At 45.7% G+C, this 25,581-nt stretch carries 20 protein-coding genes; 8 read left to right on the forward strand and 12 right to left on the reverse strand.

The genetic code is table 11. The features are described from left to right. Nucleotides 1–634 (reverse strand): FG-GAP repeat domain-containing protein (locus tag ACYVD4_RS22225; RefSeq protein WP_460949493.1); only part of this gene is annotated, 634 nt, incomplete at its 3' end. 174 nt (nt 635–808) lie between these two features. Next, nucleotides 809–4,918 (reverse strand): hybrid sensor histidine kinase/response regulator transcription factor, encoded by a 4,110-nt coding sequence (locus tag ACYVD4_RS22230; RefSeq protein WP_460949494.1) that lies wholly within the window; start codon nt 4,916–4,918, stop codon nt 809–811. Between the two features lie 817 nt (nt 4,919–5,735). Here ACYVD4_RS22230 and ACYVD4_RS22235 point away from each other — a divergent pair. Beyond that, entirely contained in the window at nt 5,736–7,007 is a 1,272-nt protein-coding gene (locus ACYVD4_RS22235) for a glycosyltransferase family 4 protein (protein ID WP_460949495.1), read from the forward strand. A 77-nt stretch (nt 7,008–7,084) separates the two neighbouring features. Here the strand turns inward: ACYVD4_RS22235 and ACYVD4_RS22240 are convergent, their stop codons facing one another. Then, on the reverse strand, nt 7,085–7,723 hold the full coding sequence (locus ACYVD4_RS22240) for a YciE/YciF ferroxidase family protein (RefSeq protein ID WP_460949497.1): 639 nt from the start codon (nt 7,721–7,723) through the stop codon (nt 7,085–7,087). A 401-nt stretch (nt 7,724–8,124) separates the two neighbouring features. Here ACYVD4_RS22240 and ACYVD4_RS22245 point away from each other — a divergent pair, with 401 nt between their 5' ends. Next, the gene (locus ACYVD4_RS22245) at nt 8,125–8,487 is read left to right on the forward strand and encodes a hypothetical protein (RefSeq protein WP_460949499.1); all 363 of its coding nucleotides are present in this window, start codon (nt 8,125–8,127) and stop codon (nt 8,485–8,487) included. Between the two features lie 75 nt (nt 8,488–8,562). Here the strand turns inward: ACYVD4_RS22245 and ACYVD4_RS22250 are convergent, their stop codons facing one another. Genes ACYVD4_RS22250 through ACYVD4_RS22265 form a run of 4 tightly spaced genes read right to left on the reverse strand, consistent with a single transcriptional unit; the run spans nt 8,563 to nt 13,135 of the window. Further along, nucleotides 8,563–9,303 (reverse strand): hypothetical protein, encoded by a 741-nt coding sequence (locus tag ACYVD4_RS22250; protein WP_460949500.1) that lies wholly within the window; start codon nt 9,301–9,303, stop codon nt 8,563–8,565. Between the two features lie 42 nt (nt 9,304–9,345). Then, nucleotides 9,346–11,088 carry a gamma-glutamyltransferase gene (gene ggt, locus ACYVD4_RS22255; RefSeq protein ID WP_460949502.1) on the reverse strand — a complete coding sequence of 581 codons (1,743 nt, stop codon included), beginning with the start codon at nt 11,086–11,088 and terminating at the stop codon, nt 9,346–9,348. Nucleotides 11,089–11,098: 10 nt separating this feature from the next. After that, complete coding sequence (locus ACYVD4_RS22260) at nt 11,099–11,809, reverse strand: peptidoglycan-binding domain-containing protein (protein ID WP_460949504.1); 711 nt, start codon at nt 11,807–11,809, stop codon at nt 11,099–11,101. A 9-nt stretch (nt 11,810–11,818) separates the two neighbouring features. Continuing rightward, a complete protein-coding gene (locus tag ACYVD4_RS22265) occupies nt 11,819–13,135 on the reverse strand; it encodes a gluconate:H+ symporter (RefSeq protein WP_460949506.1) in 1,317 nt (438 codons plus the stop codon). A 270-nt stretch (nt 13,136–13,405) separates the two neighbouring features. Here ACYVD4_RS22265 and ACYVD4_RS22270 point away from each other — a divergent pair, with 270 nt between their 5' ends. The 4 genes from ACYVD4_RS22270 to ACYVD4_RS22285 all read left to right on the forward strand — a co-directional run bounded on the left by ACYVD4_RS22270 (nt 13,406) and on the right by ACYVD4_RS22285 (nt 19,787). After that, nucleotides 13,406–14,944, forward strand: a complete 1,539-nt coding sequence (locus ACYVD4_RS22270) for a M12 family metallo-peptidase (protein ID WP_460949508.1) — start codon at nt 13,406–13,408, stop codon at nt 14,942–14,944. 2 nt (nt 14,945–14,946) lie between these two features. Then, the gene (locus ACYVD4_RS22275; protein WP_460949510.1) at nt 14,947–16,419 is read left to right on the forward strand and encodes a hypothetical protein; all 1,473 of its coding nucleotides are present in this window, start codon (nt 14,947–14,949) and stop codon (nt 16,417–16,419) included. Between the two features lie 189 nt (nt 16,420–16,608). Then, complete coding sequence (locus ACYVD4_RS22280) at nt 16,609–18,192, forward strand: autotransporter outer membrane beta-barrel domain-containing protein (protein WP_460949511.1); 1,584 nt, start codon at nt 16,609–16,611, stop codon at nt 18,190–18,192. Between the two features lie 137 nt (nt 18,193–18,329). Further along, complete coding sequence (locus ACYVD4_RS22285; RefSeq protein ID WP_460949513.1) at nt 18,330–19,787, forward strand: TMF family protein; 1,458 nt, start codon at nt 18,330–18,332, stop codon at nt 19,785–19,787. A 339-nt stretch (nt 19,788–20,126) separates the two neighbouring features. Here ACYVD4_RS22285 and ACYVD4_RS22290 read toward each other — a convergent pair whose 3' ends face one another. The 5 genes from ACYVD4_RS22290 to ACYVD4_RS22310 form a co-directional block, all read right to left on the reverse strand. Then, nucleotides 20,127–20,828 (reverse strand): DUF4097 family beta strand repeat-containing protein, encoded by a 702-nt coding sequence (locus ACYVD4_RS22290; protein ID WP_460949514.1) that lies wholly within the window; start codon nt 20,826–20,828, stop codon nt 20,127–20,129. 17 nt (nt 20,829–20,845) lie between these two features. Beyond that, nucleotides 20,846–21,631: a DUF4097 family beta strand repeat-containing protein gene (locus tag ACYVD4_RS22295; RefSeq protein WP_460949516.1), complete on the reverse strand. Its 786-nt coding sequence runs from the start codon at nt 21,629–21,631 to the stop codon at nt 20,846–20,848. A 58-nt stretch (nt 21,632–21,689) separates the two neighbouring features. After that, on the reverse strand, nt 21,690–22,481 hold the full coding sequence (locus tag ACYVD4_RS22300; protein WP_460949518.1) for a HEAT repeat domain-containing protein: 792 nt from the start codon (nt 22,479–22,481) through the stop codon (nt 21,690–21,692). Further along, entirely contained in the window at nt 22,465–22,983 is a 519-nt protein-coding gene (locus ACYVD4_RS22305; protein WP_460949519.1) for an RNA polymerase sigma factor, read from the reverse strand. Before ACYVD4_RS22305 ends, ACYVD4_RS22300 begins: the two co-directional genes overlap by 17 nt. Nucleotides 22,984–23,110: 127 nt before the next feature. Then, the gene (locus tag ACYVD4_RS22310) at nt 23,111–23,485 is read right to left on the reverse strand and encodes a hypothetical protein (RefSeq protein ID WP_460949520.1); all 375 of its coding nucleotides are present in this window, start codon (nt 23,483–23,485) and stop codon (nt 23,111–23,113) included. A gap of 352 nt (nt 23,486–23,837) precedes the next feature. Here ACYVD4_RS22310 and ACYVD4_RS22315 point away from each other — a divergent pair, with 352 nt between their 5' ends. Together ACYVD4_RS22315 and ACYVD4_RS22320 are read left to right on the forward strand one after the other, a co-directional pair. Then, entirely contained in the window at nt 23,838–25,064 is a 1,227-nt protein-coding gene (locus ACYVD4_RS22315; protein WP_460949521.1) for a DUF5009 domain-containing protein, read from the forward strand. 12 nt (nt 25,065–25,076) lie between these two features. Beyond that, nucleotides 25,077–25,538 (forward strand): lipocalin/fatty acid-binding family protein, encoded by a 462-nt coding sequence (locus tag ACYVD4_RS22320; RefSeq protein ID WP_460949522.1) that lies wholly within the window; start codon nt 25,077–25,079, stop codon nt 25,536–25,538. Nucleotides 25,539–25,581: the final 43 nt, after the last annotated feature.

Consider the following 25,581-nt stretch of genomic DNA (forward strand, 5'->3'; position numbering starts at 1 on the left):
CGGTGTTGTTGCTCTGGTAGAGAATGTCAATGTCGCCGTCGTTGTCAAAATCGCCATAAATCATCCGGGAAGCAAAGGCCATGGTCATCGTGAAGGGGTCGGTGCCCTGTACGAACGTACCGTTATCATTGCGCCATACACCCAGACCTCCTGTGGTCTCCCGGTCGATGATGTCCACATCGCCATCATTGTCATAATCGAAGACCAGCACCGAGGCATTGCTAAGTTGCTGATTGGCAAAACTGAAATTGGTGAAAGGCGTCCCCGCAGTGTTGGCGTTAGGCACATCAGTGTAGCTGCCTGCTCCATTGTTGCGCACGTAGCCAAAGCCTGCGCCTGCGGTGTTGTTACTCTGGTAGAGAATGTCAATGTCGCCATCGTTGTCAAAATCGCCATAAATCATCCGGGAAGCAAAGGCCATGGTCATTGTGAAGGGGTTGGTGCCCTGTACGAACGATGAAGGAATAAAGGCGCTGGAGTTGATGATCGTTTTATTTGGCAAGAGAGGGCTGGCATAAAGACTGACTGAAAAAAGGTGCGCAGATACCAACAACAGAATAGGTAAGCTAAGTCTTGAAAAGTGGGCCTTCGAACAGTATAGGCCAATGAGCATCACGTAAAGATGGTTCTTCATAAATCGAGAAGGTTATCAAAGAGGATAAGTTACTACTGAGTAACTAGTCAGATACTACAGTAATTACTTAGTAAGTTATCGTATATGTAAATATACTGATCTCTATTGCAGCGATTTAGAGAAGTTGAAACAAGCGTATATTAGCTTAGCTAGTAATATAAAACTCAGGGTGTTTTATGACGGCGTGGCTGGCAGTCGACCGTATTGCGATGGCGAAACGCCGTAGTGATCCTGAAACGTTTTTGAGAAATATGAAAGGTTATCAAAACCCACGGCATATGCAATCTGTGTCACACTCTGCTCACCTTCGGTTAATAATTCAGATGCTTTGGCTAAGCGGATATCGCGGATAAATTGCGTTGGCGACGTATTGGTGAGCACCTTCAGTTTACGATGTAATTGTGAGCGACTAAGACTAACGGCATCGGCCAGTTGCTCAACCGAAAACGTAACATCGCTCAGATTCTGTTGAACTACATTGGTAAGCTGATCAAGAAAGAGTTGCTCACTGGTTAGTAGTGTCAAAGGCGGAATTAATTGCTGAGCAGGGGCAACCTCGCTGGTAACACGACTTAAATTAAACCATTGATATAACCGTTGCCGCTGCTCAATCAGGTTCCGAACGCGGGCACGTAGCTCAGGCCGATTGAAGGGCTTGATCTGATAATCGTCGGCACCAAGTTCGAATCCTTCGATACGGTCTTCAACAGTAGCCTTTGCCGTTAGCATAATAACGGGAATGTGGCTGGTAACGGATTGGGTTTTCAGTTCCCGGCAGAAACCAAAACCGTCGAGACGGGGCATCATCAGATCGCAGATAACAAGCGTAGGCAACGTAGCAGTAGCTAACTCCAGCCCATGCTGACCATCTTCAGCTTCCAGAATTTGAAAATCGTCCTCAAAAATGCTACGTATGTAGGTACGTATATCGGGGTTGTCGTCAACAATGAGCAGTAATTTGTCGGTTTCTTCAAGAACTGTTTCGGTAAGTGATACAGGACTCGACCCTTCAGATGTTACAGAGATAACAGATAGCTCACTATATGAATCGTTGGCGTCAATTCTATCAGATGTTGACTGTTCGAGCGGATGTATTGGCAACGTAACCATAAACGTAGTACCTACATCTTCAATGCTCGATACGTCGATTGTGCCACCCAGAACCTGCACCAATTCATTGACCAGCGTTAAACCGATACCCGTGCCTTCATGAGTTCGTTGTCTTTTGTCGTCGACCTGATAAAACCGCTCAAAAATGCGTGCAAGGTGGCTAGCCGGAATACCGATACCCGAATCCAGCACCGTAAAAACCAGCATATCGCTAGCCGGATAACGTACTGTCATACGAACTTCATGATTGACTGGGGTAAACTTAAAGGCATTGGAGAGCAGATTTGTGACAATTTTTTCCAGCTTATCCCGGTCGAAATACACTACGTACCTGGGCTTTGACTGCTCGAAGGTAAACGTGATCTGGCGACTCTGGGCCAGCGAGCTAAACGAACCTGCCAGCGTCTGAAAAAAAACGGCGATATCACCCGATTCGGTTTCTGGTTTAAGCTGTCCGGCTTCAAGTTTGCTCAGATCAAGAAGCTGATTAATCAGACTCAATAACCGTTTACCGTTACGTTCCATCATCGCCAGCACTGGTTCCGTAGGAAATCGTTCTTTCAGGTCGGATAATGGGGTAAGAATTAGTGTTAAAGGCGTACGAAACTCATGCGAAATGTTGGTAAAAAATTTTGTACGTAGCAAATCAAGTTCGGCCAGCCGACTGGCTTCCTTATGTTCAAAAACAATACGTTGCTCCAGCAACAGCCGCTCTGTCTGAAATCGGTAAAGTTGCCAGCCTATTGCCGCTAACAGGACCACGTAAAGCGCATAGGCCCACCAGGTTCGATAAAAAGGTGGGTGTACCCGAACCTGCAACGTAACGGGCTTGCTCCATTGATGCCCGTCGGTAGATCCCATCATCTGAAACGTGTAATTGCCATCGGGTAGTTGGGCGTAATTGGCAAATCGGTTGGTGCCTGCTTCTATCCAATCGGTATCAATACCCAGCAGCCGATAACGGTATCGGTTTTTGGCCGAATTGGCAAAATCCATCACACTAAACTCGAGGGTTAGCAGATTCTGCGTATGCGCCAGATCGATACGTTGGGTATATTCAATGCCTCGGGCCAGAATACCATCCGCTTCGCCAACCCGAACAACTTCGTTGTTAATTTTTAACGCTACCAACTGTGCCTGCGGGGCTTTGGCCGTTGATTGTATAACGTTATCTGCCCGAAAAGCAGTCAGGCCGTGAACACCTCCAAACAGCAATTCGCCCGAGGGCGATTTAAAGAATGAACTCGTATTGAATTCGTCATCCTGAAGACCATCGGCTTTGGTGAAATTGCGAAACGTTCGGTTTCGTGGATTAAATTGAGCAATACCCCGGTTGGTGCTTAGCCAGAGGTTTTTGAACTGATCGGCCAAAATTCCATAAACAACTTTATTCGGCAATCCCTGTGCTTCGGAGATATGGTCGAACAAACCTGTTTGTTTATCTAATCGGTTCAAACCTCCTCCTTTGGTACCCACCCAGAGATATCGTTTGGGCTGATCCGGGTCATTGAGCAGACTGGACACTACGTCGTTACTTAAACTCTGGCGATTCGGAATACTATTTCTGAAAACCGAAAAAATAGGCACCGTTTCAAGATTTGTAGCCCGAATAAGACCTCGGGTTGTTCCAATCCAAAGGGTTCCGTTCTGATCGAAGTAAAGCGATGAAGTTTCGATTTCAGAGCCTTTTTGCGGAAGTAATGACTGGTAGGAGAAAACTTTAAATGTTTCGGATTTTGGGTCGAACCGAAGTAGTTTCCCGTTAATAACACCTAGCCAAAGCCGACCTGCCTGATCTTCGACGGTATAATTTTGGTAGAAGCCGTAGGACGTATTAGGCGGAAGCGGATATTTTTTGAGGAGTTTCCAGTCAGACGAAAACTTGAACAGGCTCATCGCCTGCGTCTGAAAATTGGTGTTCGATATCCAGAAAGTTCCCTGCCGATCCTGCATCATATACCGTGCCCGTTTGTCGGCGGCTACCAGATTATTACCTAGAAAAGGCTTCATCCGATTGCCGGCCCGATCAAGTTCGTCATACGCAAACTCGTGGCGCAAATAAGTACGTCCCTGCCTGTCTGTATAAATATAGGAAAGGGTTGTGTTGGGCAGAAACGACTGGAATTGTTTGATTCGGGGGTTAAACTTGCGAATGCCATAACCGCTTGTGCCGATCCAGATGTTACCCGTTTGATCGCGGAGAATATCGGTAACTGCGTATAAATGAGGAGGTAAAGCTACAAATGCATTTTTAGCGGTGAGACTATCCTGCCGGAGCAACTCTTCGGGCGACATCAGCCATAGAAATTTATCTGTAGCGAGAGCAAGCGTTTTTTTGTCGAGTGCTTTTACAACAAGAATGGCTTCATTTCCTTTTGGGAGTCTAATTCGTTTCTGCTGATCTCGTAATCGAAACAAGACTTTATCGCCAAAAGAAGCGATGTGGCTATCTTCGGATAGATTGCTGTATATACTGTAAAGATTTGCTAATTCGCTTGAAAACGGTGTAAACTGCCCCTTTTTCTGCGGGAACTGCCAGTTGAACGCATAGGTACCTGACTCGCAAATGACCAGTGCCTGACCATCTGCCCGAAAACTTAACTGTTTGATAGGGTTGGTGCTCGGCAGTGAAACGGGCAGTTGCACCATCTGAATTTTCGGACTAAGATGAGCATTTTCAGGAAAATCGAACGAAGCCGGTAGATTGATCTTAATTAATTTATTAGCGTTGGCGGCTACCCAAATATTTCCCTGAGGATCTTCAAAAAGCCCATCGACTGTATAGTTTTCGGCATTAGAAGCTGTCTTGTCGAGAATGTCGATGTGGTAAAAACGTTGTGTTTCCGGATTAAAAACATTTAAGCCTTCATTGAGTGTACCTACCCAGAGTCTTTTATGACGATCGAGTAAAAGAGCTGAGCAATTATTGTCGGAAAGACTGTATGGATCGTATGGATCGTGGGTGAAAACAGTAAAGTTTTGCCCATCGTATCGATTCAGGCCATCTTTTGTTGCCACCCAGATGAAGCCTTTCTGATCCTGAACCATACCAAAAATCATTCCCTGCGACAGGCCTTCAGATATAGTAAGCTCCTGCCAGCCAGTTTGTTGGGCAAGAAGAGGAGAAGACCATATAATAAGAGTTAGTAAACGTATCAGGCCATTAACTCGCATATGGATTTGATTTGACAAAAGAAACGCTAAAGTCTGGCATAGACTTGTGGATGTTCATTAAATACGTAGTTAAACAAAATGGAGATTTTTCTACGAAAAACTTTATTATGTCACTATTTAATTGGTTTACAATATTATAAATTTAAATCTATTGGTAATAATTTATTTGTGTATCAAATAGGGTGTTAAACTGGCTATTGTTTTAAATACGCTAAAGTATCACTTTGTGACTATTCTTATCATTATTTTATGCTCAAAAACAAAATAGAATTATAGTTATTTGCCTGAAGTGTAGCGGATAGCTGACACGAAATACACTATTGAAATTACCTGCATCAGCCAGATCAAATCTGGTTATTAGTCTAGTGGGCACCGATTCCGGCTTAGATCTATCAGAAAAACCAGACACGAATTCGCAGTATCAGCTTCTATTTAGCAAAAGTATCTATGAAAAACTGTGTTAGAATTTCTTTAAAGAAGTCTGTATATTTTGTAAGCAGATTAAGCGGATTGATTGTATATTAAGTTATTTAAACAAAAAAATGGTTATTTTGATTTAATAATCGATTCTTGAGTGAATCAGTAAAAGATTTTTCTATTTATTTTAATGCCTTTGTAGGCTGTAATACGCTGTATTTATCAACAATAGGATAAACATTTTCTTTATTAGTACTATAGTAAGTCTACACGATTATACCTGAAAATGGTTACTAGTTGGCTATCATATTGATCTGAAATTTACGAGCATTCCTGTTGATCTGCCGGATACTACTGAAGCGGACAATGGGTGCGAATTAAAACAAGAATAACCTGATTCATGAAAATTGCGGTTTGGCATAACTTACCTAGCGGTGGCGCGAGCCGGGCATTACATCAGCATATTAAAGGATTGGCAGAACGTGGACACTCCATAGAAGTCTGGACTTCTTCTCTGGCTGATAGTAAATTTCTGGATGTTGATCAATACGTCGACAAAACCCACATTTTGCCCTTATCGATTAATACAAGGCTCCGGGTTGAATACATCGATAATGTGCGCTCGCTCTGGTTTCTGAATAGCACACGTATCAAGCGCATGATGGCTTTTTGCGAAGCCTGTGGCCAACAAATAGAGAAGGGTGGTTTCGACGTATTGTTTGCCAATTCCTGCCACTTTTTCAACATGCCCTTTATTGGCCGTTACGTGAACAACATTCCCAAGTTGCTTTACCTGCAGGAACCCAATCGATCTCTCTACGAAGCCTATCCGAAGTTTATGTGGGAGGGTTTATCGCCATTTTCGGAACATTGGCACGACTTACATTATTATAAACAATTCTGGGCCAATCAGTTCAGTATTCACCGGGCTCGGGTGTTGGTACGTGAAGAAGTTAAAAATTATCAGGCATACGATAAAGTACTGGTAAATTCCTATTTCAGCAACGAAAGTCTGCTACGTGCCTATGGCGGGCCGGGCGATGTTTGTTATTTAGGAATCGATGAGTCGATGTTTCCATATTTGAACCTGCCGCGTAAGCCATTTGTGATGGGATTGGGATCGTTTCATCCGCCCAAACAGCCTGATGTAGCCATCAGAGCTATTGCAAAAATTCCAGAAGCCCTCCGCCCTCCGCTGGTTTGGGTAGGTAATATTTCCCGTAAAGGTTATCTGGAAGAACTACAGGCGTTAAGTAAAGAACTGGGCGTTGTTTTCGAGCCTCGCCAATACGTATCACATGAGGAACTGATTCAACTGCTGAATACTACGTCGTGTTTGCTTTATACGTCCGCCCTTGAACCGTTTGGATATGCCCCTCTGGAGGCAAATGCCTGTGGTGCGCCCGTTGTTGCGATTGGCGAAGGAGGAGTTCGGGAAACAGTACGCGACGATTTTAATGGCCTTCTGACCAGCCGTGACACGGGAGAAATTGCTCAGGCTTTGGAGCGGGTTTTAACAAACCCTGAATTGGCTCATCGTTTGTCGGCCAATGGTCGGAAAATGGTTCGCGATCAGTGGGATATAAGCCATGCCGTTGACCGTATTGAGCAGTTTTTAGTGCGTGTGGCCAAAGGAGATTTAGCACAGGTAGAGAAATTAGGAGATATCTAACAATAATCACCCAATCGTATCAATACAAAACCCGTAACGACAGCCGTTACGGGTTTTGTTGTATAGAATACCATGTATCATATACCTAACGAACCACCTAGTGTTACGTCAGCATCGGGGTTGTGGCCCTCGTGGCGGCTGGCGTGATGGCTACCGGGGTGTTGTTCCTCTTCCGCCTTCGACCGGTCATTGATAAATGATTCGGCTAGTACGGTTAGTTTTCGGTCGGCTTCTTTTTCTTCGGCAAGGGTTTTTTCCAGTAACTCGGCCGATTGCGTAAAATCAAGTACGTGAGCTAAGGTTAATAGTGAGCCATAAGCCGCAATTTCCAGATGTTCAATCTTTTGTGCGGCAATAATCAGTCCGGCATCGCGCGTGAGCGAGCCAGTAGCTGTATCAGCAATGATATGTCGGGCATCGTCAATTAATCCATCAATTGCATCAGATGTACGTTCTTCTGTACGGATTCCAATGATTCTGAAAATTTCTTCCAGCCGTTCAACCTGGTTTTCACTTTCAGCGCGATGTTGTAGAAACGAGTCTCGTACTTCATTAGTAGTGCTAGCCTCAGCCTGCTCACCTAATGCATTTACTGCTCGTTTTTCTGTGTAATAGGCAGTTTTCAATTCACTAATAAAAAGGTCACGTAAGCCTTCGTCAGTCGTAGAATCATTCCCGCTAAAGAAGCTTGTAATTCGTTCTGCCAGAGTTGCCATAGTCGTGTTGTTTAAAAGTACTAAGAGATTTAAGCGAATACGTTCAGTATTGAGCAGGATTGGAGTGAACGTAGTAATCGAGATAGTGCATGGTTGTACAATATATGTTGATAATTACGTACTAAATTCGTGCCATCTACTGATAGTGAGAGTGTTATGGTTTATATGGCTGATTTGGTGTAACTATTTTTCCACAAATTTTGTGGCATATTTTCGTCCGTATAGTCCCCACCTTAGCTATAGTATTCAGAACAGATAGTGAAAAAAGAACCTTAACGTATCCTAAAACACTACGTCTGAAGAACTGTATTGTTGCTTTGCCAGTATGTAATAAATACGTATCTAGCAATCTGTTTTATAACGGGTACAACAACCAATCGACCACAGAAACTTTTTTAATAATGAGTAACGCAAATCAAATTCTGTATTTTGTTTCCCAATCATATCGGCAGATTCAACTGTCGGTCGATAAAGGAATAGAACCCTATACCTATGGGGATTTTGCCCGGCAGTTTAATAATTTGCTGGTGGCTTCCGATAACGAACATTATGCCAGAGAGCTAACGCTTCTGCTTGTGGATGAGACCAATCGACACCACGAAACCGTTGATTATCTACGACAGGAATTAGCTTTCGAAGCCGAAGCTTCGGCCGAACGCGACCGGCCTAAAGCGGCTTTGAAAGTGCTGGAAAATAGCAAAGACAGTGGTAGCGATAGCCAGCTCGACTTATACAATCGGCGTTTAGGTCGGAAGGTTGTCTGAATTTGGGTACGCTCTGGTCTGGGTCTACGAAACCGGCATACAGTCATAACCAAATCAGAGCGTACTATTCTGCAATCAGTTTAACTGTAATTTGATGGACGTTAAAATCTGCCTGCCCAGCTTTATCGTTTCCTGATAATCACGTAGTAATTCTTCCCGTGTAGCGTGTCGGACTAGCATAGCATTCTGAAACTCTATGTCATTTGGAATGGAAAGCCATTCGGTTCTGGAAACACTATTTCTGGGTTTGGCCAGTGGTAAGCGCTTAAGTATATAAGGCCCAACAATGGTATTAGTTGTTTCCAGCTCGGCCGTTTCGACCTGTACAATCGTTTCGTATTTCCTGTAATAATCGAAAAGGGATCGCTTCAGAGAAAAATCGCTGATTACCTGCATATTTCCCGTACTTTTCAGGTCGGCAAACGTAGCATCTTCGGAGATAAAACGAGGTCGTTTAAACACGAAACGCACATCTTCAACAAAATTGGAATACGTAACAGATGGTGGCTGCGTATTGAGCTCGGAAAGGTGTCTGGCTTTCTGAACAACCAACTGCGTTTCGGCGATAATTTCCTGCAGCTGATTCATATCCGCCTGAATATCACTATAAAGCCCTTTCAGATAGGTTTGTTCTGTTTCCTTCTTTTGTCGCTGATCTTTCCATTCGTCGAACGCGAACGAAATGGTAATACTGAAAATAATGACAATAATTTCTACTACGTATTCTGGCCAGTCGGTACGTAGTAGTTTTATAATTTTACCGAAGCCACGTATTGGTTTCGATTCGGGTGCGGGCTGGGTGTATTTCTTCGCCATGTTGACAGGGTAGATCAGTTTGTAAGTTAAACGCACTACGTATCAATAGCCAGCCGCCTGACCATCTTTTCGCATTTCGGTGGCACCCCAGTAAATCCGGTTTTGGGTATCCCATTGTATGGCTTGATAACCGCCAAAAAAGTCGGTAGGAGCCAAATGATGTCCCCGTTTTTCAAGTTCGTTACGTACTGCGGAAGAAATACCACTTTCCAGTGCTAATCGCCCTCCGTCAGTCATGAGCGTTCCAGTGGGTTCGCTACTACCCGAATGACTGAAACGAGCTGCATCTCCAGCTTCCTGTACGTTCATGCCGAAATCGATGATGTTACACAATACCTGCAAATGACCCTGAGGCTGCATGGCTCCCCCCATGACGCCAAAACTGAGAAAAGGCTCCCCATTTTTCAGCACAAAACCGGGGATTATGGTCGTAAATGGTCGCTTGCCCGGTGCGTATACGTTGGCGTGATTCGGCTGCATACTAAAACTCGTCCCCCGATTCTGAAACACAAAACCCAAACCGTTGGGTACCAGACCACTTCCAAACTCAAGCATATTACTCTGAATCAGCGAAATCATATTACCATCGCTATCTGCTACGGTCAAATAGACGGTATCACCAGCGCGCAAGGCTGGATCTCCAGCATCGATACGTTCACTGGCTTTATGCTTGTCAATTAACTTCCGACGTTGCGTGGCATATTCTTTCGATAAAAGCCATTGGGTCGATGATTTGGTAAAATCAGGGTCGGCGTAGTATTTGGCACGGTCTTCAAAGGCCAGCTTTTTGGCTTCAACCAACAAATGCAGGTAATCGGCACTGTTATGGCCTAGCTTTTTCAGATCGAAACCTTCCAGAATAGTTAACATCTGCAAGACTGAAATTCCTTGCCCATTGGGTGGCAGTTCAAACACATCGTAGCCACGATAATTGACAGACACGGGCTCAATCCAGGTGCTGCGATGGGTCAAAAAATCAGCTTTACGCAAGAAAAGCCCCGCCCGACGTGCATATCGGTCGATGGTGTCGGCGATTGAGCCGGTATAAAAAGCGTTACGTCCGCCAATGGCTATTTTCTGATACGTATCGGCCAGATCTGGATTACGAAATAATTGCCCTTCAACTGGTGGTTGACCATCGATCAAAAAGGTTTTCTGGAAATTGCGAAACTCACCAATTGTGGCCTGATTTTCGGCCAGGCGACGTGCTGCTACCTGCCATGAATACGCAATTACCTGCGGAACAGGTACACCTTCGCGAGCGTACTGAATACTTGGTTGCAACAGGCTACGCATGGGAAGTTTCCCGAAACGCTGGTGAAGTTGAAACCAACCATCGACCGTCCCCGGTACTGAAACCGATAATGGTCCGTAAAGTGGCAGTTGCTGTCGAGAACCAAGGATAGTTTTCAGCGAATCATAAGTCAGCGCTTTAGGCGAACGACCACTGGCGTTTAGTCCATATAATTTTCGGTCTTTGGCCGACCAGACAATGGCAAATAAATCGCCCCCAATGCCGCCGTTATTAGGCTCTAAAACACCAAGAGCCGCGTTTGCTGCAATGGCCGCATCAACCGCAGTACCTCCCTTTTTCAGAATCTCTAGGCCGATTTGCGTTGCCAGCGGATGGCTCGTCGCAACCATGCCATGTTTGCCCAGAATCGGACTTCGTGTCGCGAAATTCGGCCCGCTGATCCGGTCACCTTTGCCAATCGTCTGTCCGTAAATTGAGAACGTAACAAGCCATAAAAAGCTTGAGCATAAACATACCCGAACTGCATTCATCTTTGACTAATTAAGGCATTTCGATACCTAATTCATTAGCTGTTTCCTCACCAATTTCTCCGTCGGCCACCAAACCTTTCAAACGCTGAAAAGCCACCACGGCAGCAACGGTATGCGCGCCGTATTTTCCATCTATTTTGCCGGGATTTAATCCTAAGGCTTTCAGCTTTCGCTGAATGTCGAAAACGGTTTTTCCTCTCATGAGCGGGTGTGTGAGCCGAAAAATCAGTGTAGGTGGTGTTACAATGACAGCATCAGTTAGCTGTGTGTATACAATCCCCGGTACCAGCACACCGGCATCCCATCGACGTCCGCTTACTTTACCACGCATGACACCTTTTTGGGGAGAATGTGCTTCCAGCGTTCCACCGCGCCCATCGCAAATAACGATATGGCCATCTAGTCGCGGTTGTTCAATCGGGTAACGTAGCAGAATACCGCCCACAGTTCTAGCAGCCAAATCCATACTTACCTCTATGCCCGTAGTTGCTACGTCGCGTCGCCAGTAGCCGGTGTAGGCGTTGGCTGTAGTAGGGTTGCCCTGATTGTTATCACAACCGTATAATACCTGGGCAGCCTGATAAATACACCAGGAGACGAACTCGGCGCAATCCCATGGGCCACGCCAGTTTGGGTTATCTTTGGGAGCAAGTGCACCATAGATATATTGTTCGCCCAGTCGTTTGGCGGCTATTTTTACTACGTCTGCTCCAGTTGCCATTATCTTTATTTAGCTTATAACCCAGCTTACTATCATCACACCAACCAACCCCGACACCGAAACCAGCGTTTCCATCACCGACCAGGTTTTAAGCGTATCAGCCATCGACAGTTGAAAATACTCCCGAAATAGCCAGAAACCCGTATCGTTCACGTGCGAAAACATCATGCTTCCTGCGCCAATACTCAACACCATCAGGTTTGGTTCTACGCCCGAAGCGGTGAGTAACGGGGCCATAAAACCGGCAGTGGTAATGCCCGATACGGTCGACGAGCCAACGCAGACACGAATAAGTGCAGCCATGCCCCAGGCCAGTACGTATGGGTGTAGCGACGAATCGCGCATGAGGTCGGCAACGGCCTGATTTACACCACCGTCGGTTAAGACTTGTTTTAAGGCACCGGCTCCACCAAAAATAAGAAAAAGTAGTGCTACGTCCTTAACGGCATCGCCCAGTAACGTAGTGATTTCGGGCATCGACTTACCCCGCCACAGTCCCAGCGTAAACGTAGCCAGTATGACCGCGCAAAACATACTGACAATCGGTTCACCAAAAAAAAGTAAAACTTGCTGACTTACAGAATCGGTTGGTAGGAATGGGCTTGCCAGCGCACTTAAACCGATGAGCAGGATTGGGAAAAGCACCGTCAGAAAACTCATACTGGTCGATGGCATCTGTTCATCGCTTAAATCGGGCGCGATGAAAGCCGGATTGGGCAACGTAGTGTAGCGTTTTAACGTAGCACCAAATAGCGCGCCTGACACCAAAATGGCTGGAATAGACACCAGAATGCCATAGAAAAGCGTAAGACCCATGCTGGCGTTAAACTGCTTCAGGATAGCCAGTGGTGCCGGATGAGGGGGTAGATAACCTTGTGTGACCGACAGTGATGCAAGCATTGGCAGACCGATGTAAAGGGCGGGAAGTTTGTAGCGGTAAGCCACCGTAATAACCAGTGGTGCCAACAGCATAAATCCAACCGAATAAAACAACGGAAGGCCAACAATGAACCCGGTTACCAGAAACGCCCATCGCGCATGACGGGTACCTACCACGTCCATAATGGCGACAGCAATACGTTGAGCAGCACCACTTTGCGCTACCAGCTTGCCCAACATAGCACCTAGTGCGATAATGGCCGTAATTGACCCCAGCGTACCGCCAATACCTTTTTGAATGGCATCCAGAATAACCAAAGGTTTTAGGCCAAGAGCAAGACCAACACCAATAGAAACAGCCAGAAATGCCAGAAATGTGTGCAAACGAACAACCGATATGAGTAAAATCAGCGCCAGAATGCCGAGAAACGTAATGAGTAGCGACATGAAGAACAGAATGAACCTATTTGGCAAATCGCAATCCGCAGAATATCTACTACCTACACTTAAAAATAGGTTCAAACTACTCTTTTGAGTGACCCATCACGTCTTAACAAGTAAAGCGATTTAATGAAACCGTATATGTCGGGCGGATACGTAGCCTAACTATTGGCATACGGTTAGCTGAACGGTATAATAAATTGTTGAATATTGTAGAAAATACAACGAATAACGTAGTGATGATTACTTTGAATGAATAATCTAACCCAAAAGCTCATGCGCATCGTATTGTGTTGTTTGGTATTGTGGTCGGGAGTTGGATGGGCGCAGGAGAAACCACTTGAAAAAGCCATCACACAGGCCAGAGCAGCAGGTAAAACCGATATTTTTACCGATTTATTTACGGCCAATGGTAGCACGCAGGCGGTGGCAAATGCGCAGGACGCCAGCCAGCCAATTGATAAGCTAACGTTGAATCCCAACGTATTGACGCGGATACGTAGCAAGAAACCAAAACTACTGGAAATTACATTGCCGACGTCTGGCGGGAATCTCGAACTGACACTAGTACCTGTCTCGATTTTTGCCCCCAACTTCAACGTAGTTACTCGCGACTCCAATATTACGTTCCGATTTGACGTAACGAAATTCTCATATTATCAAGGTGTTGTGAAGAATAGTCCGCGCTCGATTGTTGCGCTGGCACTGGCTGATAACAACGTAGTGGGGCTGATCTCCGATAGTACAGGCAATCGGGTATTGTCCCGGCAAACCACCAAAGGAAATTCGTTAACAACCGATTATGTCGTTTATAACGAACGGGCCGTACAAACGAAAGTACGCCCATTTAGCTGTGAATCCGACGACGATAATAAGACCGGGCTCATTACGCCAGCCAGCAATGCATCAAAAGCCAACTCCAGTACGTGCGTAAAATACGTAGGCGTTTATCTGGAAGCTGATTATGCGCTTTATCAGTCGTATGGCGGTAACGTAGCAGAATTGACCGACGATATATTGTTTGTTTTCAATCAGGTCATTACGTTGTACCGCAACGAAAACGTGTATGTTCAACTGGCGCAGTTATACATCTGGAACACACCTGATCCTTATAATAACCCAACGACATCGGGCGATGCGCTGGATCGGTTTAAACAGCACTGGAATAGCTTCGGCAATAGCTTTCCGGGTCAGGTAGCGCATTTGCTCACCAGCCGGAATATTGGCGGAGGTAAGGCTTCGGGTTATAATGGACTTTCTGATCGGTCAACCGCGTATGCTGTTTCGAGTGGTTTTTATCCAAATGTTGCCAAACAATATCCGACTTATTCGTGGGAGGTAAACGAGGTTGCGCATGAATTGGGGCACAATTTTAGTTCGCGGCATACCCATTGGTGCGGCTGGCCCGGTGGTCCGATCGACAATTGTGCCGTTCCCGAAAATGGTCCATGCACGGCGGGGCCTGCACCCGTAAATGGAGGCACCATTATGAGTTACTGTTACAATACAAGCCGAGGTGTCAACTTTGCAAATGGCTTCGGAACACTTCCGGGCAATCAGATTCGAAATAAAATTGCCAGCGTCTCTCTCCCAATCACTACGTCGGACGGTAGTGTGGAATCCGTTAGCTCCGGTGCCTGGACATCGGCTAGTACCTGGACCTGTGGTGTTACACCAACGGTGATCTATAATGCTACTATCAGCAATGGCAATACCGTACAACTCAATACAACTGGAACCGTTAAAGCGCTCAATGTCAACGGGATTCTCGATTTGTCGACGTTCGGTTCAGTAATCAATGTTAATTACGACTAACCATGAAAACGACTTTACCTATTCTTTTTACTACGTTGATCGGGCTGATAAATGTTCGGGGTAATGCACAGCAGATCAACTTTGGCGGAAATCGGGTCATGTTTGCTTCACCCACTGCCGAAAATATATTTGTTGGTTTTAACGTTGGCAATAACACTACGTCGGGTATTCATAATGCATTTCTGGGACACGTAGCGGGTCAGGCCAACACTACAGGTGGAAATAATTCTTTTCTGGGAGCCTATGCCGGAAACCAGAATACAACAGGCTCTGAAAATGCGTTTCTGGGCTATCAATCGGGGTTTTTAAATCAGTCGGGAAATCAAAATACCGCTTTGGGAGCTTATGCTGGCTACTCAAATACCTCGGGCGGCAACAACGTATTTATGGGGTATCAGTCGGGCTATAAAAACACAACCGCAGGCTCTAACGTATTTATCGGCAATCAGGCCGGGTATAACAACCTTACAGGTACGGGCAACCTGTTCCTGGGCAATCAGGCTGGGTCGAACAGTAATGGTTCTTACAATCTATTTATGGGTAATGGGGCTGGTGGAACAAACACAACTGGCGAAGGGAATACGGCCATTGGCGATGGATCGTTTCTCAATAGCACCTCCGGTACCGAAAACACCGCCATTGGTCGCTATGCAGGTATCAACAATACAACCGGTTCTCGAAATACCTTCATTGGCACTGCAGCTAGTAACCCGGTTGGAAGTGGAAATCTGACCAACGCCACCGCTATCGGCTACAACGCTTCGGTGACGGCTTCCAATGCGCTGGTTCTGGGTAATAATCAGGTCAATGTGGGCATCGGCAATTCAGCCCCCAACAACAAGCTGGAGATCACCAAAGGCGTTGCTAATCAGTCGGGACTTCGCTTTACGAATCTGACCAGCACTTCACCATCGAGTATTCTCAATTATTATAAGTTTCTGACGGTGAATGCCAATGGGGATGTGATTCTGGCGAGTATCAGCGGTGCGGCTCGCGAAGGAGAAACCGAATCGTTCTGGCAACGGAAAGGCTCGTTTTTGCAAAGCACTCAGAATGATGCGGTTATTATTGGCAATAACGTGGCCAAAACACCTGTTGGTTATAAACTATTTGTGGAAGAGGGAATTCTGACCGAGAAAGTGAAAGTGGCCGTCAAAAACACGAGTGATTGGAGCGATTATGTGTTGTCGGATACGTATCGGCTTCGGCCTTTATCGGAGGTGGAACGCTACGTTACTCAACATGGTCATTTGCCGGATGTTCCTTCTGCGAATGAGGTGGTGGAGCAGGGAATCGACGTAGCGAAGATGGATGCTACGTTGCTGGCCAAGATTGAAGAACTCACTCGATACAGCATTGAGTTAGAAAAGAAAGTTTTGCTTGAGAAACAAAACCGTGTGTTGGATAACGAAAAGCAACAAGCTGAAATCGATGAATTGAAACGACTGGTGAAGCAGTTACTGGAGAAAAAGTAAAACCAAATAGAAACACAAAACCCGACTTTCCTGAAAGTCGGGTTTTGTGTTTCTATAGCTGAAATCTGGCAACTAAACCAGGTAATTTATTGGTCAACCAACCGATAAGTAAAAATAGAAACTGCCCGATTACTGGAATAGATAGATTGGTCTCTTTATTCTTTAATCAGTTTTTAATTCGGTCCAGTTATGAAATCACCTTACTGTTTCTGTTTACTTTTTTTAGTCTCTTCCACTTTATACGCTCAGAATGATAACTATGTTGTACGAACGGCGAACTCCGCCAGCCCAGCCACTGCCAATACGATTGTAGGACCAAGTGCCGGCAATCTAACCATGTCGGGCGATCAAAATGTGATGATTGGCCAGAACGCAGGCCTTTCCAATACGACGGGCAGAGTGAACACGTTTGTCGGGTTTGAGGCTGGTACCAACAATAGGGGAGGTATTTCGAATACATTTATAGGAGCCAATAATGGTGTTAGTAATACGTCGGGGGACTTTAATACGTTTCTAGGGACTTCGGCAGGTTTTTCCAATACCACAGGAGGTTCTAATACGTTTCTGGGCGGTCTGGCTGGTAACTTCAACTCCACAGGAAATTTCAATACATTTTTAGGTACATCTGTGGGTACGTCCAATACCACAGGTAGTTCGAATACGTTTGTTGGGCGAAGTGCAGGATTTTCGAATACCACAGGTGGCAATAGCGTATTCATTGGATTCGAGGCTGGTCGTAACAATACGTCTGCCAATTCTAATGTGTTCGTTGGCAATCAGGCTGGCTTCAATAATACCACCGGAACCGGAAACCTGTTTCTGGGCAATCAGGCTGGAGCCAATAACAATGGTTCCTTCAACCTGTTCATGGGGAATGGTGCAGGCAGTGGTACTACCAACGGGCAAGGGAATACGGCCATTGGCGATGGATCGTTTCTCAATAGCACCTCCGGTATCGAAAACACCGCCATTGGCCGCTATGCAGGTATTAACAATACAACCGGCTCGCGAAATACGTTTATTGGGGTAGCCGCTACCAATCCGGTCGGAAGTGGAAATCTGACCAACGCCACCGCCATTGGTTTTAATGCTTCGGTGACAGCTTCCAATGCCATGATTCTGGGCAATAATCAGGTGAATGTGGGTATCGGCAATTCGGCTCCTAACAACAAGCTGGAGATCACCAAAGGCGTTGCCAATCAGTCGGGACTTCGTTTTACTAACCTTAACAATTCGTCGCCAGCTACCATGCTGGGGCAAACGAAGTTTCTTGCTGTGAATGAGCAGGGCGACGTAGTGATGGCCAGCATGACCGGTTCATCTCGCGAAGGCGTGACAGAAACGTTGTGGCAACGGAAAGGCTCGTTTTTGCAAAGCACCCAGAACGAGGCCGTTATTATTGGCAGTAACGTAGCTAAAACACCTGTTGGTTATAAACTATTTGTGGAAGAGGGGATTCTGACCGAGAAAGTGAAAGTGGCCGTCAAAAACACGAGTGATTGGAGCGATTATGTGTTGTCGGATACGTATCGGCTTCGGCCTTTATCGGAGGTGGAACGCTACGTTACTCAACATGGTCATTTGCCGGATGTTCCTTCTGCGAATGAGGTGGTGGAGCAGGGAATCGACGTAGCGAAGATGGATGCTACGTTGCTGGCTAAAATCGAAGAACTTACTCGATATAGCATTCAGCTTGAGAAAACTAATCAAAAACAACAGGTAGAAATTGACGAGTTAAAGGTGTTGGTAAAGCAGCTATTAAAAAAGCAATAAATTGGTTATATCGACGTCAACTTGCACGAAAAGGTAGTTTTGGTATGTTCGCAAAGGCACCGATAAGTAAAAATAGAATTTGCAAGTTGGTGGAATTGGTAGATTCGTAACTATTGATGATTAATCACTAACTCGCTATGAAACATTACTACTGCTTTTATCTGACGTTGCTGATAAGCCATATTTCGCTGGCACAGAATAATTATATCCAACGAGCAGCTAATGCGCCGACACCTGGTCAGCTCAACACAATGGTAGGCCCTTCTGCTGGTAACCAGACTATGACAGGCTCGTTTAATACATATCTAGGCTCGTATGCGGGAACTGCGAATTCGACAGGATATACAAATGTTTTTGTGGGATACACATCAGGATTTTTGAATAAAACAGGAAATGACAATGCATTTCTGGGTGCTTCATCAGGAGCAAACAATACATCGGGAGTAAGCAATACATTTCTGGGTTCATTTGCTGGGTATGCCAATACCGTTGGAGGAAGCAATGTATACGTAGGGTACCGGGCCGGGTTTTCTTCGACCAATGCCACTTCAAATGTATTTATCGGTAATCAGGCTGGCTATAGAAATACAACTGCCAGTGCCAACGTATTTCTGGGTAATCAGGCTGGCTATAGTAATACTACGGGTATTGGTAACTTGTTTCTGGGTAATCAGGCCGGGGGCAACAGTAATGGTTCTTACAATCTATTTATGGGTAATGGAGCTGGTGGGGCTAATCGTACTGGCGAAGGGAATACGGCCATCGGCGATGGTGCCCTGCTCAACAGCCTCACTGGTACCGAAAACACCGCCATTGGTCGCTATGCGGGAATCAATAACAGCACAGGTTCGCGAAATACATTCATTGGTACAGCAGCTACTAACCCAACGGGAAGTGGAAATCTGACCAATGCCACGGCTATCGGCTACAACGCTTCGGTGACGGCTTCCAATGCGCTGGTGTTGGGCAATAATCAGGTCAATGTAGGCATCGGCAATTCAGCCCCCAACAACAAGCTGGAGATTACCAAAGGCGTTGCTAATCAGTCGGGACTTCGTTTTACTAATCTGACAAGTGGTTCGCCGTCGAGTGTGCTGAATTATTATAAGTTTCTGACGGTGAATGCCAATGGGGATGTGATTCTGGCGAGTATCAGCGGTGCGGCACGCGAAGGGGAAACCGAATTGTTATGGGAGCGGAAAGGTTCGTTTCTAAAAAGCAGCCAAAATGATGCTGTAATCATCGGCGATGGCGTAAGTAAAACGCCATCGGATTACAATCTATTTGTGAGCAAGGGCATCCTGACTGAGCGGGTGAAAGTAGCCGTGAAAAATACTGCTGAGTGGAGTGATTACGTCTTTGCTGATACGTACCAACTCCGCTCTTTGCAGGAGGTAGAACGCTACGTTGGAAAGCACGGCCATTTGCCGGGGATTCCATCGGCGAAAGAGATGGTTGAGAGCGGAAATGACCTGCATCAGACGGATGCTAAACTACTGGCGAAAATTGAAGAACTGACTTTATACAGTATTCAGCAACAGAAAGAAATTGACCAGCTTAAGCAGCTTGTTAAACAGTTGCTGGAGAAGAAATAAAAAAAATCGCTGACTTCATCCGACATCAGCGATTCTATTTTATAACCCATAAATGATTGTTACACCATTAATGCTACGTAAATAGGTGCAACATTCATGCCGATTTTAGTAATCTGGGTGAATTATTTTTTTTGTAAAATAATTGGTTTTATGTAGTTGATAGTCAGATTGTTACTATTATTGAGAGTGAGTTTTATACTATTACGTAATATTTCTGGCCTATATTATTAACCGAATTATAAGCTGCCAGACAGTATTCCGGTGAAATATAAAAAGTGAAGACTGAAGAATCTAACGCCATCTTCAGTCTTCACTTTTTATATTTCACCGGAAATTAACTCACTTCTTTTCCCGCAGAAACACGTCGTTGCTGATTGATTCGAGTCGGACAGATGGGCCTCCACCGTTAACGGTTCCTTCCAGCAGGTAGCCAACAATAGGGTGTTTCTCTTTCTTGTTTTTGAAGGCAAGCTCCAGATTTGAATACACTTCGCCGGTAATGGTTTTCATCGCGAAGTTGGCACCTTTGGCCTTGGGCCAGGTCATGTCGACAAATCCGCTGATTGACTTGGCCGACACGGGCGCGGAGGCTCCTTCTATATCGATATTGCCGTTAATGGTTTCTATTTTGAGCTGCGCCTGACGAGGAACAAACACCTGATAATTTATTTTGCTACATACGTAGTAACGCTCACCATCACGTCCTGAACTCCAGGATGATCGTCTTTCGTCGGGGCAATCTTCGGCTTTGCCCTGCTTGATAAGCTCCTTGTCGTAGTCTATTTTCAGACTAACTTCCTGATCGGTAGAGCCAGTGGTTACGAGCAGTGCATCGTCGAGTTTGCCACTGTTGATGGTTGCTTCGATACGTACCGACAAGTCAGGTTTGTCCCAGTAGCGAACCTGAATACTATCGGCAAATTTCAGGTTCAGGTTCACCGTTTGATTCGGGCCTACGGGCATCGTTTTCTGGATAATACGTTGCGCCAGCACAGGCAACGTCACTAGAGCCATCAGGAGAAGGAATAGTAGTTTTTTCATCGGAATAGGAGGGAAGCTTATTTCTGCTTACGGATGTAGATATTGCTGTTGATGGTCTTGACCTGCATCTCAACACCACCGCCATTGGCTGTTCCGTCGATGTTATGTCCACCGCCAACGCGACTCATGCCATCTTTTGTCGTTTTTACGCCCAGATCAAAATCGGTGTACATCTCACCCTGAATCGACCGGAGTTTCATATTCGCTTTGGTCGATGCTGGCAACGTAATATCAATTTCGCCGTTAATGGTCGAGATAGCTGTTGGTTTTTCCTGACTTAATGCCGCAAACGTTACGTTCACTTCGCCATTGATGGTATTGGCAACCACCGGACCCACTACGTTATTGAGGTCGATCTTCGAGTTGTTGGTACGTATCTCCAGATCGCCATCCATATTGCTGATACTCACGCCCGACCCCTGCCAATTCGTTTCCTGATACAGAATGGCCACCTTACGCGGAAGTTTGAGGGTGTATTTGATTTGTTTCCGCGTAGCTTTCTCAATTTTCAACCCATTACCATCGGGCGTAACCGACAGGCCAATCCCGGAGTTATCGACAACCGTGTTGTAGATCGGTTTCAACCCTTTGGCGCGTTCGGGTGGCGCTTCGTAGCCCGACGAAGCTTGAATAACAACCTCATCGCTGTTATGACCTTCGATTTTGAGCTGCGAAGCGTCCATCTCAATAACCACCTTTCTGTCTTTGTTATTGGCGAGCTTGGTTTTGTACTCGTTCGCCTGAGCCTGTGCATTCACAATTCCGACGAGCAGGCCGGCACTTAATAGAAGTAACTTTTTCATTGGTATTTGTTGGTAATTAACTGGTTATACGTATTGATTTTTAAATTCTTGATGTAACTCAGGATGGCGAACGCCCGTCTCGATTGAGATTGTTTATACCTTCTTCTGCTTTAAGGCGCACCGCATCCAACGCTTCCTGATTCTGCGCCAGTCGCTGCATTTCTTCGACAGCACGACGCTCTTTAATGGCTACCAGTACGTCAATAAGCGTAATCTGCACGTTCGGATCGGTCTGCACTTTCAGCGATTGAATCAAGCCATCGCGCACACTCGGTTCCCGTTCGAAACGGGCCAGTGCCTGGCAGGCCGCAACCCGGACGTTGACGTTATCATCGAAATTCAACGTATTGAGTAACAGTTGCGTGATTTCCTGATCGGCCTGATTGATTTCGTAACTCTGGTTGATGGCGTGAATTCGTTCGCTGGCCGATGTTTTGGTCAGTTGTTCAAAGGCAAGGGTTTCTTTAAGGCTTTTTTCGGGCGCTGTTTCTGCCGAAAAGCTGATACCTGTTCCGTTTTTTGCCGACGACCGGACCTGATTATATACCAGACCACCGCCGAATCCGAGTATGATCAGGCCAACACTAGCCGCGAGCCGCACACCCCATGTACCTAAGCTTACGAACAAACCGCGTTCGGGCGCATTTAAGCGGGTTGCTAATTCGTGAATCGACTTGGCTGACGGAAACTCACTACGTGCGTTGGCAAAGTACCGGAATTGTGCGGCATGGCTTTGTAGATGCGCTGGAACGGTTTCCTGCTGAAAAAACGCCCGAAGTTCCTTTTCTTCGGCAAGCGTAGTTTCGCCGTCGTAATATTTCTCCAGTAGTTTTTCAATATCCTGATTCATAATCGTTGGCTTTTGTGTAACTGTCGCGCAGACGTTGACGGGCTCGCGACAAAATCACCCGGATGTTGTTGACACTTAGGCCCGTAAGCTGCTCGATTTCCTCGAACGAATATTCCTCTACGTCGCGTAAGTGAAGAATGAACCGCTGCTGATCAGGAAGTTCTTCCATTAGCCGATGAATCAGATCATGACTATCGGCTGATTCAAGCTGCTGATAAGGCGAAGCCCCTGTTGCCTGCACCTCTGGCAATTCTGCATCGTTAGCCATTTTTTGCCGACTGTGTGCTTTGAGTTTATCGAGGCAAAGATTCCGTGTCATTTGCACGGCCAGTGCTTCCAGACTCTGGTACGTTTCCAGTTGCTGCCGGTTGTTCCAGAGACGTAGCATGACATCCTGAAGGGCATCTTCGGCTTCTTCACGGTTGCGCAGAAACATCTGTGCGACCCGAAAAAGGCGCCCCTGAACAGGCAGAATCCGTTGTTTGAAAGCTTGTACGTCCATTTCAATAGCATAGACGACTGAGTGAAAAAAACATTACAGTGAGGTACAAAAAAAATCCGGGTTTTCTCTGGCAACGTAGCGTTGGTCAGCGAAAACCCGGATATCAGGGTGTATTCTGGTGATTTATTTATTGTAGTGCCACTACACGGTTGGTTGTTTTGGTAGGTTGTGTAGCGAGTGTAATTTGTTTGCGAATGCTACCTTCGCTCGACTTGATTTCGAGTTCATATTCGCCATCGTTCAGATCGTTAACGTTCATTTTAATGGCATACTTTTCATCATTTTTACGGATATAATCCTGAAAAAGAATCTCGTTGTTTTGTCCGCGAAGTATAACGGCAACTTCTTTTCCGGGCGTTTTATTAACCGCAACCCGGATTTGGTTGTTGACGGTTACGAAAGCACTGGCATCAAACGAAAGGGCTTTAGGGTTGGTTGGATTCACGAACGTAGCAGCACTCAGAAGAACCGAACCGATGAATTTTGTGATTACGAGTAACATGGTAGTATTTGCGTTTAAGGTGAAATTGCGTTGTTTACTGTTCTGATTACTATATGCCAACGATTGTGCCAGAAAGTTAATATTTCTGATAATCAGATGGTTAACTTGTATGCCAATTCTCTGGCATGTACGCAACCGGACATTTCCTGTTCATTGGCGGACAAAACGGACGATTTTAAATGGACAATGGACAATGAAAAATGTAGAATGAATGGTAGAGTAAATAGCCTGTTACGTATCGGTTTTCAATACTCTTTGTAGAACCAGTACCTTCACTATTTATTCTTCACCAACTCAAACCCGCAACACCATTATTCATTGTACATTACCCATTATACATTACTCTTAACCTATGACCTCTTTACAAACCAACGTCAGTACAGCCAGCCGAACAGGAAACCGGATTTTTTCAATTGATGCGTTTCGGGCGTTGACTATGTTGACCATGATTTTTGTCAATGATTTCTGGACATTGACCGGCATTCCGAAATGGCTTGAGCACGCATCGGCGAAAGAGGATTTTCTGGGCTTTTCGGATGTCGTTTTTCCTTGTTTTCTCTTCATTGTTGGTATGTCGATTCCGTTTGCGATCCGGCAGCGACTCGACAAAGGTGATACGTATCCGGCCATCATCTGGCACATTGTAATCCGTTCGGTAGCACTCCTGATTATGGGCGTTTTCACGGTCAATGTTCCCAGTCTCAATGCAGAAGCGACTGGCCTAAGTACACAATGGTTTCAAATTCTGATGGTGCTGGCGTTTTTCCTGATCTGGAATCAGTATCCGAAACGTAGCGACTGGCTCAGAATGGCTTTTATTGCGCTGCAAGTGTTAGGAATTGGGCTGTTGGTGTATCTGGCGCTACGTTTCCGGGGTGGAAATAGTGGAGAGTTGGTAGGGATGAAAACACAATGGTGGGGCATTCTGGGGCTGATTGGCTGGACCTATCTAACCTGTGCGCTGGTGTATTTATTCGTTCATAAATCACCCGCCTTGCTTTTCGCAGCCTGGTTTCTCTTTACGTTATGTTGCATTGCCGGTCATGCAGGTTGGTTAAAAGCCATCTGGCCGGATGGTCCGGGCGACTGGATACTGGGCAATGGCGCATTCAGCTCGTTTACGTTTTCCGGTATTCTCGCTACGTATCTTCTCACCTATTTTTCGGGGAAGAATCAGCGCGAACATTTGTTGCTACGTTTCGCCAGTATTGGTATTCTGTTTTTGATGGCAGGCGTCTTTGCTCGTCACTTCTTTATCATTTCAAAAATTCAGGCCACACCAACCTGGGTTTTTCTATGTTGTGGTATTGCATTCGTTACGTATGCGGTGATCTACTTGTTTGTTGATTTACAGGCTAATACACACACGTTCGACTTGATAAAACCGGCCGGAACCAGTACGTTGACGTGCTACGTAATTCCTTATGTGTATTACAGCATTGCTGATTTGTCGGGAATTTCAGTGCCAGAATTTCTAAAAACAGGTGGGGTGGGGCTGGTAAAATCGTTGCTGTTTGCGCTGCTGGTTATTGGCATCACGGCGGTTCTTGGCAAGCTACGTATTAAACTGAAACTGTAATTCTTTTCCGTTATGAACAATCTGATTCCAGCTTTACTCGGTACGTGGTTTATTTGCAGCACAAACTTCCCGATGTGGCTCAAAGGCGATAAACTGAGCCCAACGTTTACGTATTCTACCACAGATAAAAAAGCCGATACCAACGTGCTGCTTGATGAGGTGAACTACTTGAAAAAAGGAAAAGCGAAAACCCTGACAGGCTACGATTATCAGGATAAGACCGACTCATCGGCGTTTGTCTGGCGTGGCAAAGGATTGCTGAGTTTACTACGTAGCAAATGGAACGTAGCGCTGATTGATTCAAACGGCCAATGGGCAGTCATCTGGTTTTCAAAAACACTTTTCACGCCCGAAGGCGTCGATATTATCAGCCGTAAACCACAGATTTCTGGCGAAGTGCTAAAACACATTAAAGCAGAAATGGCAAGCGACCCACGGCTGGCCAAACACCTCGAAAGTCTGCGGAATCTGTAGCTAATTTAATTGACATTCTGTCCGCCGTAACCGCGTTCGTAGC

This window comes from Spirosoma daeguense (assembly GCF_054776875.1).

Bases quoted from the DNA above. Each gene is read 5' to 3' on its own strand.
- ACYVD4_RS22270 (WP_460949508.1), top strand. From the start codon at position 13,406: ATGCGCATCGTATTGTGTTGTTTGGTATTGTGGTCGGGAGTTGGATGG.
- ACYVD4_RS22295 (WP_460949516.1), bottom strand. From the start codon at position 21,631: ATGAAAAAGTTACTTCTATTAAGTGCCGGCCTGCTCGTCGGAATTGTG.
- ACYVD4_RS22235 (WP_460949495.1), top strand. From the start codon at position 5,736: ATGAAAATTGCGGTTTGGCATAACTTACCTAGCGGTGGCGCGAGCCGG.
- ACYVD4_RS22310 (WP_460949520.1), bottom strand. From the start codon at position 23,485: ATGTTACTCGTAATCACAAAATTCATCGGTTCGGTTCTTCTGAGTGCT.
- ACYVD4_RS22275 (WP_460949510.1), top strand. From the start codon at position 14,947: ATGAAAACGACTTTACCTATTCTTTTTACTACGTTGATCGGGCTGATA.
- ACYVD4_RS22240 (WP_460949497.1), bottom strand. From the start codon at position 7,723: ATGGCAACTCTGGCAGAACGAATTACAAGCTTCTTTAGCGGGAATGAT.
- ACYVD4_RS22305 (WP_460949519.1), bottom strand. From the start codon at position 22,983: ATGGACGTACAAGCTTTCAAACAACGGATTCTGCCTGTTCAGGGGCGC.
- ACYVD4_RS22245 (WP_460949499.1), top strand. From the start codon at position 8,125: ATGAGTAACGCAAATCAAATTCTGTATTTTGTTTCCCAATCATATCGG.
- ACYVD4_RS22250 (WP_460949500.1), bottom strand. From the start codon at position 9,303: ATGGCGAAGAAATACACCCAGCCCGCACCCGAATCGAAACCAATACGT.
- ACYVD4_RS22265 (WP_460949506.1), bottom strand. From the start codon at position 13,135: ATGTCGCTACTCATTACGTTTCTCGGCATTCTGGCGCTGATTTTACTC.
- ACYVD4_RS22285 (WP_460949513.1), top strand. From the start codon at position 18,330: ATGAAACATTACTACTGCTTTTATCTGACGTTGCTGATAAGCCATATT.
- ACYVD4_RS22260 (WP_460949504.1), bottom strand. From the start codon at position 11,809: ATGGCAACTGGAGCAGACGTAGTAAAAATAGCCGCCAAACGACTGGGC.
- ACYVD4_RS22230 (WP_460949494.1), bottom strand. From the start codon at position 4,918: ATGCGAGTTAATGGCCTGATACGTTTACTAACTCTTATTATATGGTCT.
- ACYVD4_RS22315 (WP_460949521.1), top strand. From the start codon at position 23,838: ATGACCTCTTTACAAACCAACGTCAGTACAGCCAGCCGAACAGGAAAC.
- ggt (WP_460949502.1), bottom strand. From the start codon at position 11,088: ATGAATGCAGTTCGGGTATGTTTATGCTCAAGCTTTTTATGGCTTGTT.
- ACYVD4_RS22290 (WP_460949514.1), bottom strand. From the start codon at position 20,828: ATGAAAAAACTACTATTCCTTCTCCTGATGGCTCTAGTGACGTTGCCT.
- ACYVD4_RS22320 (WP_460949522.1), top strand. From the start codon at position 25,077: ATGAACAATCTGATTCCAGCTTTACTCGGTACGTGGTTTATTTGCAGC.
- ACYVD4_RS22280 (WP_460949511.1), top strand. From the start codon at position 16,609: ATGAAATCACCTTACTGTTTCTGTTTACTTTTTTTAGTCTCTTCCACT.
- ACYVD4_RS22300 (WP_460949518.1), bottom strand. From the start codon at position 22,481: ATGAATCAGGATATTGAAAAACTACTGGAGAAATATTACGACGGCGAA.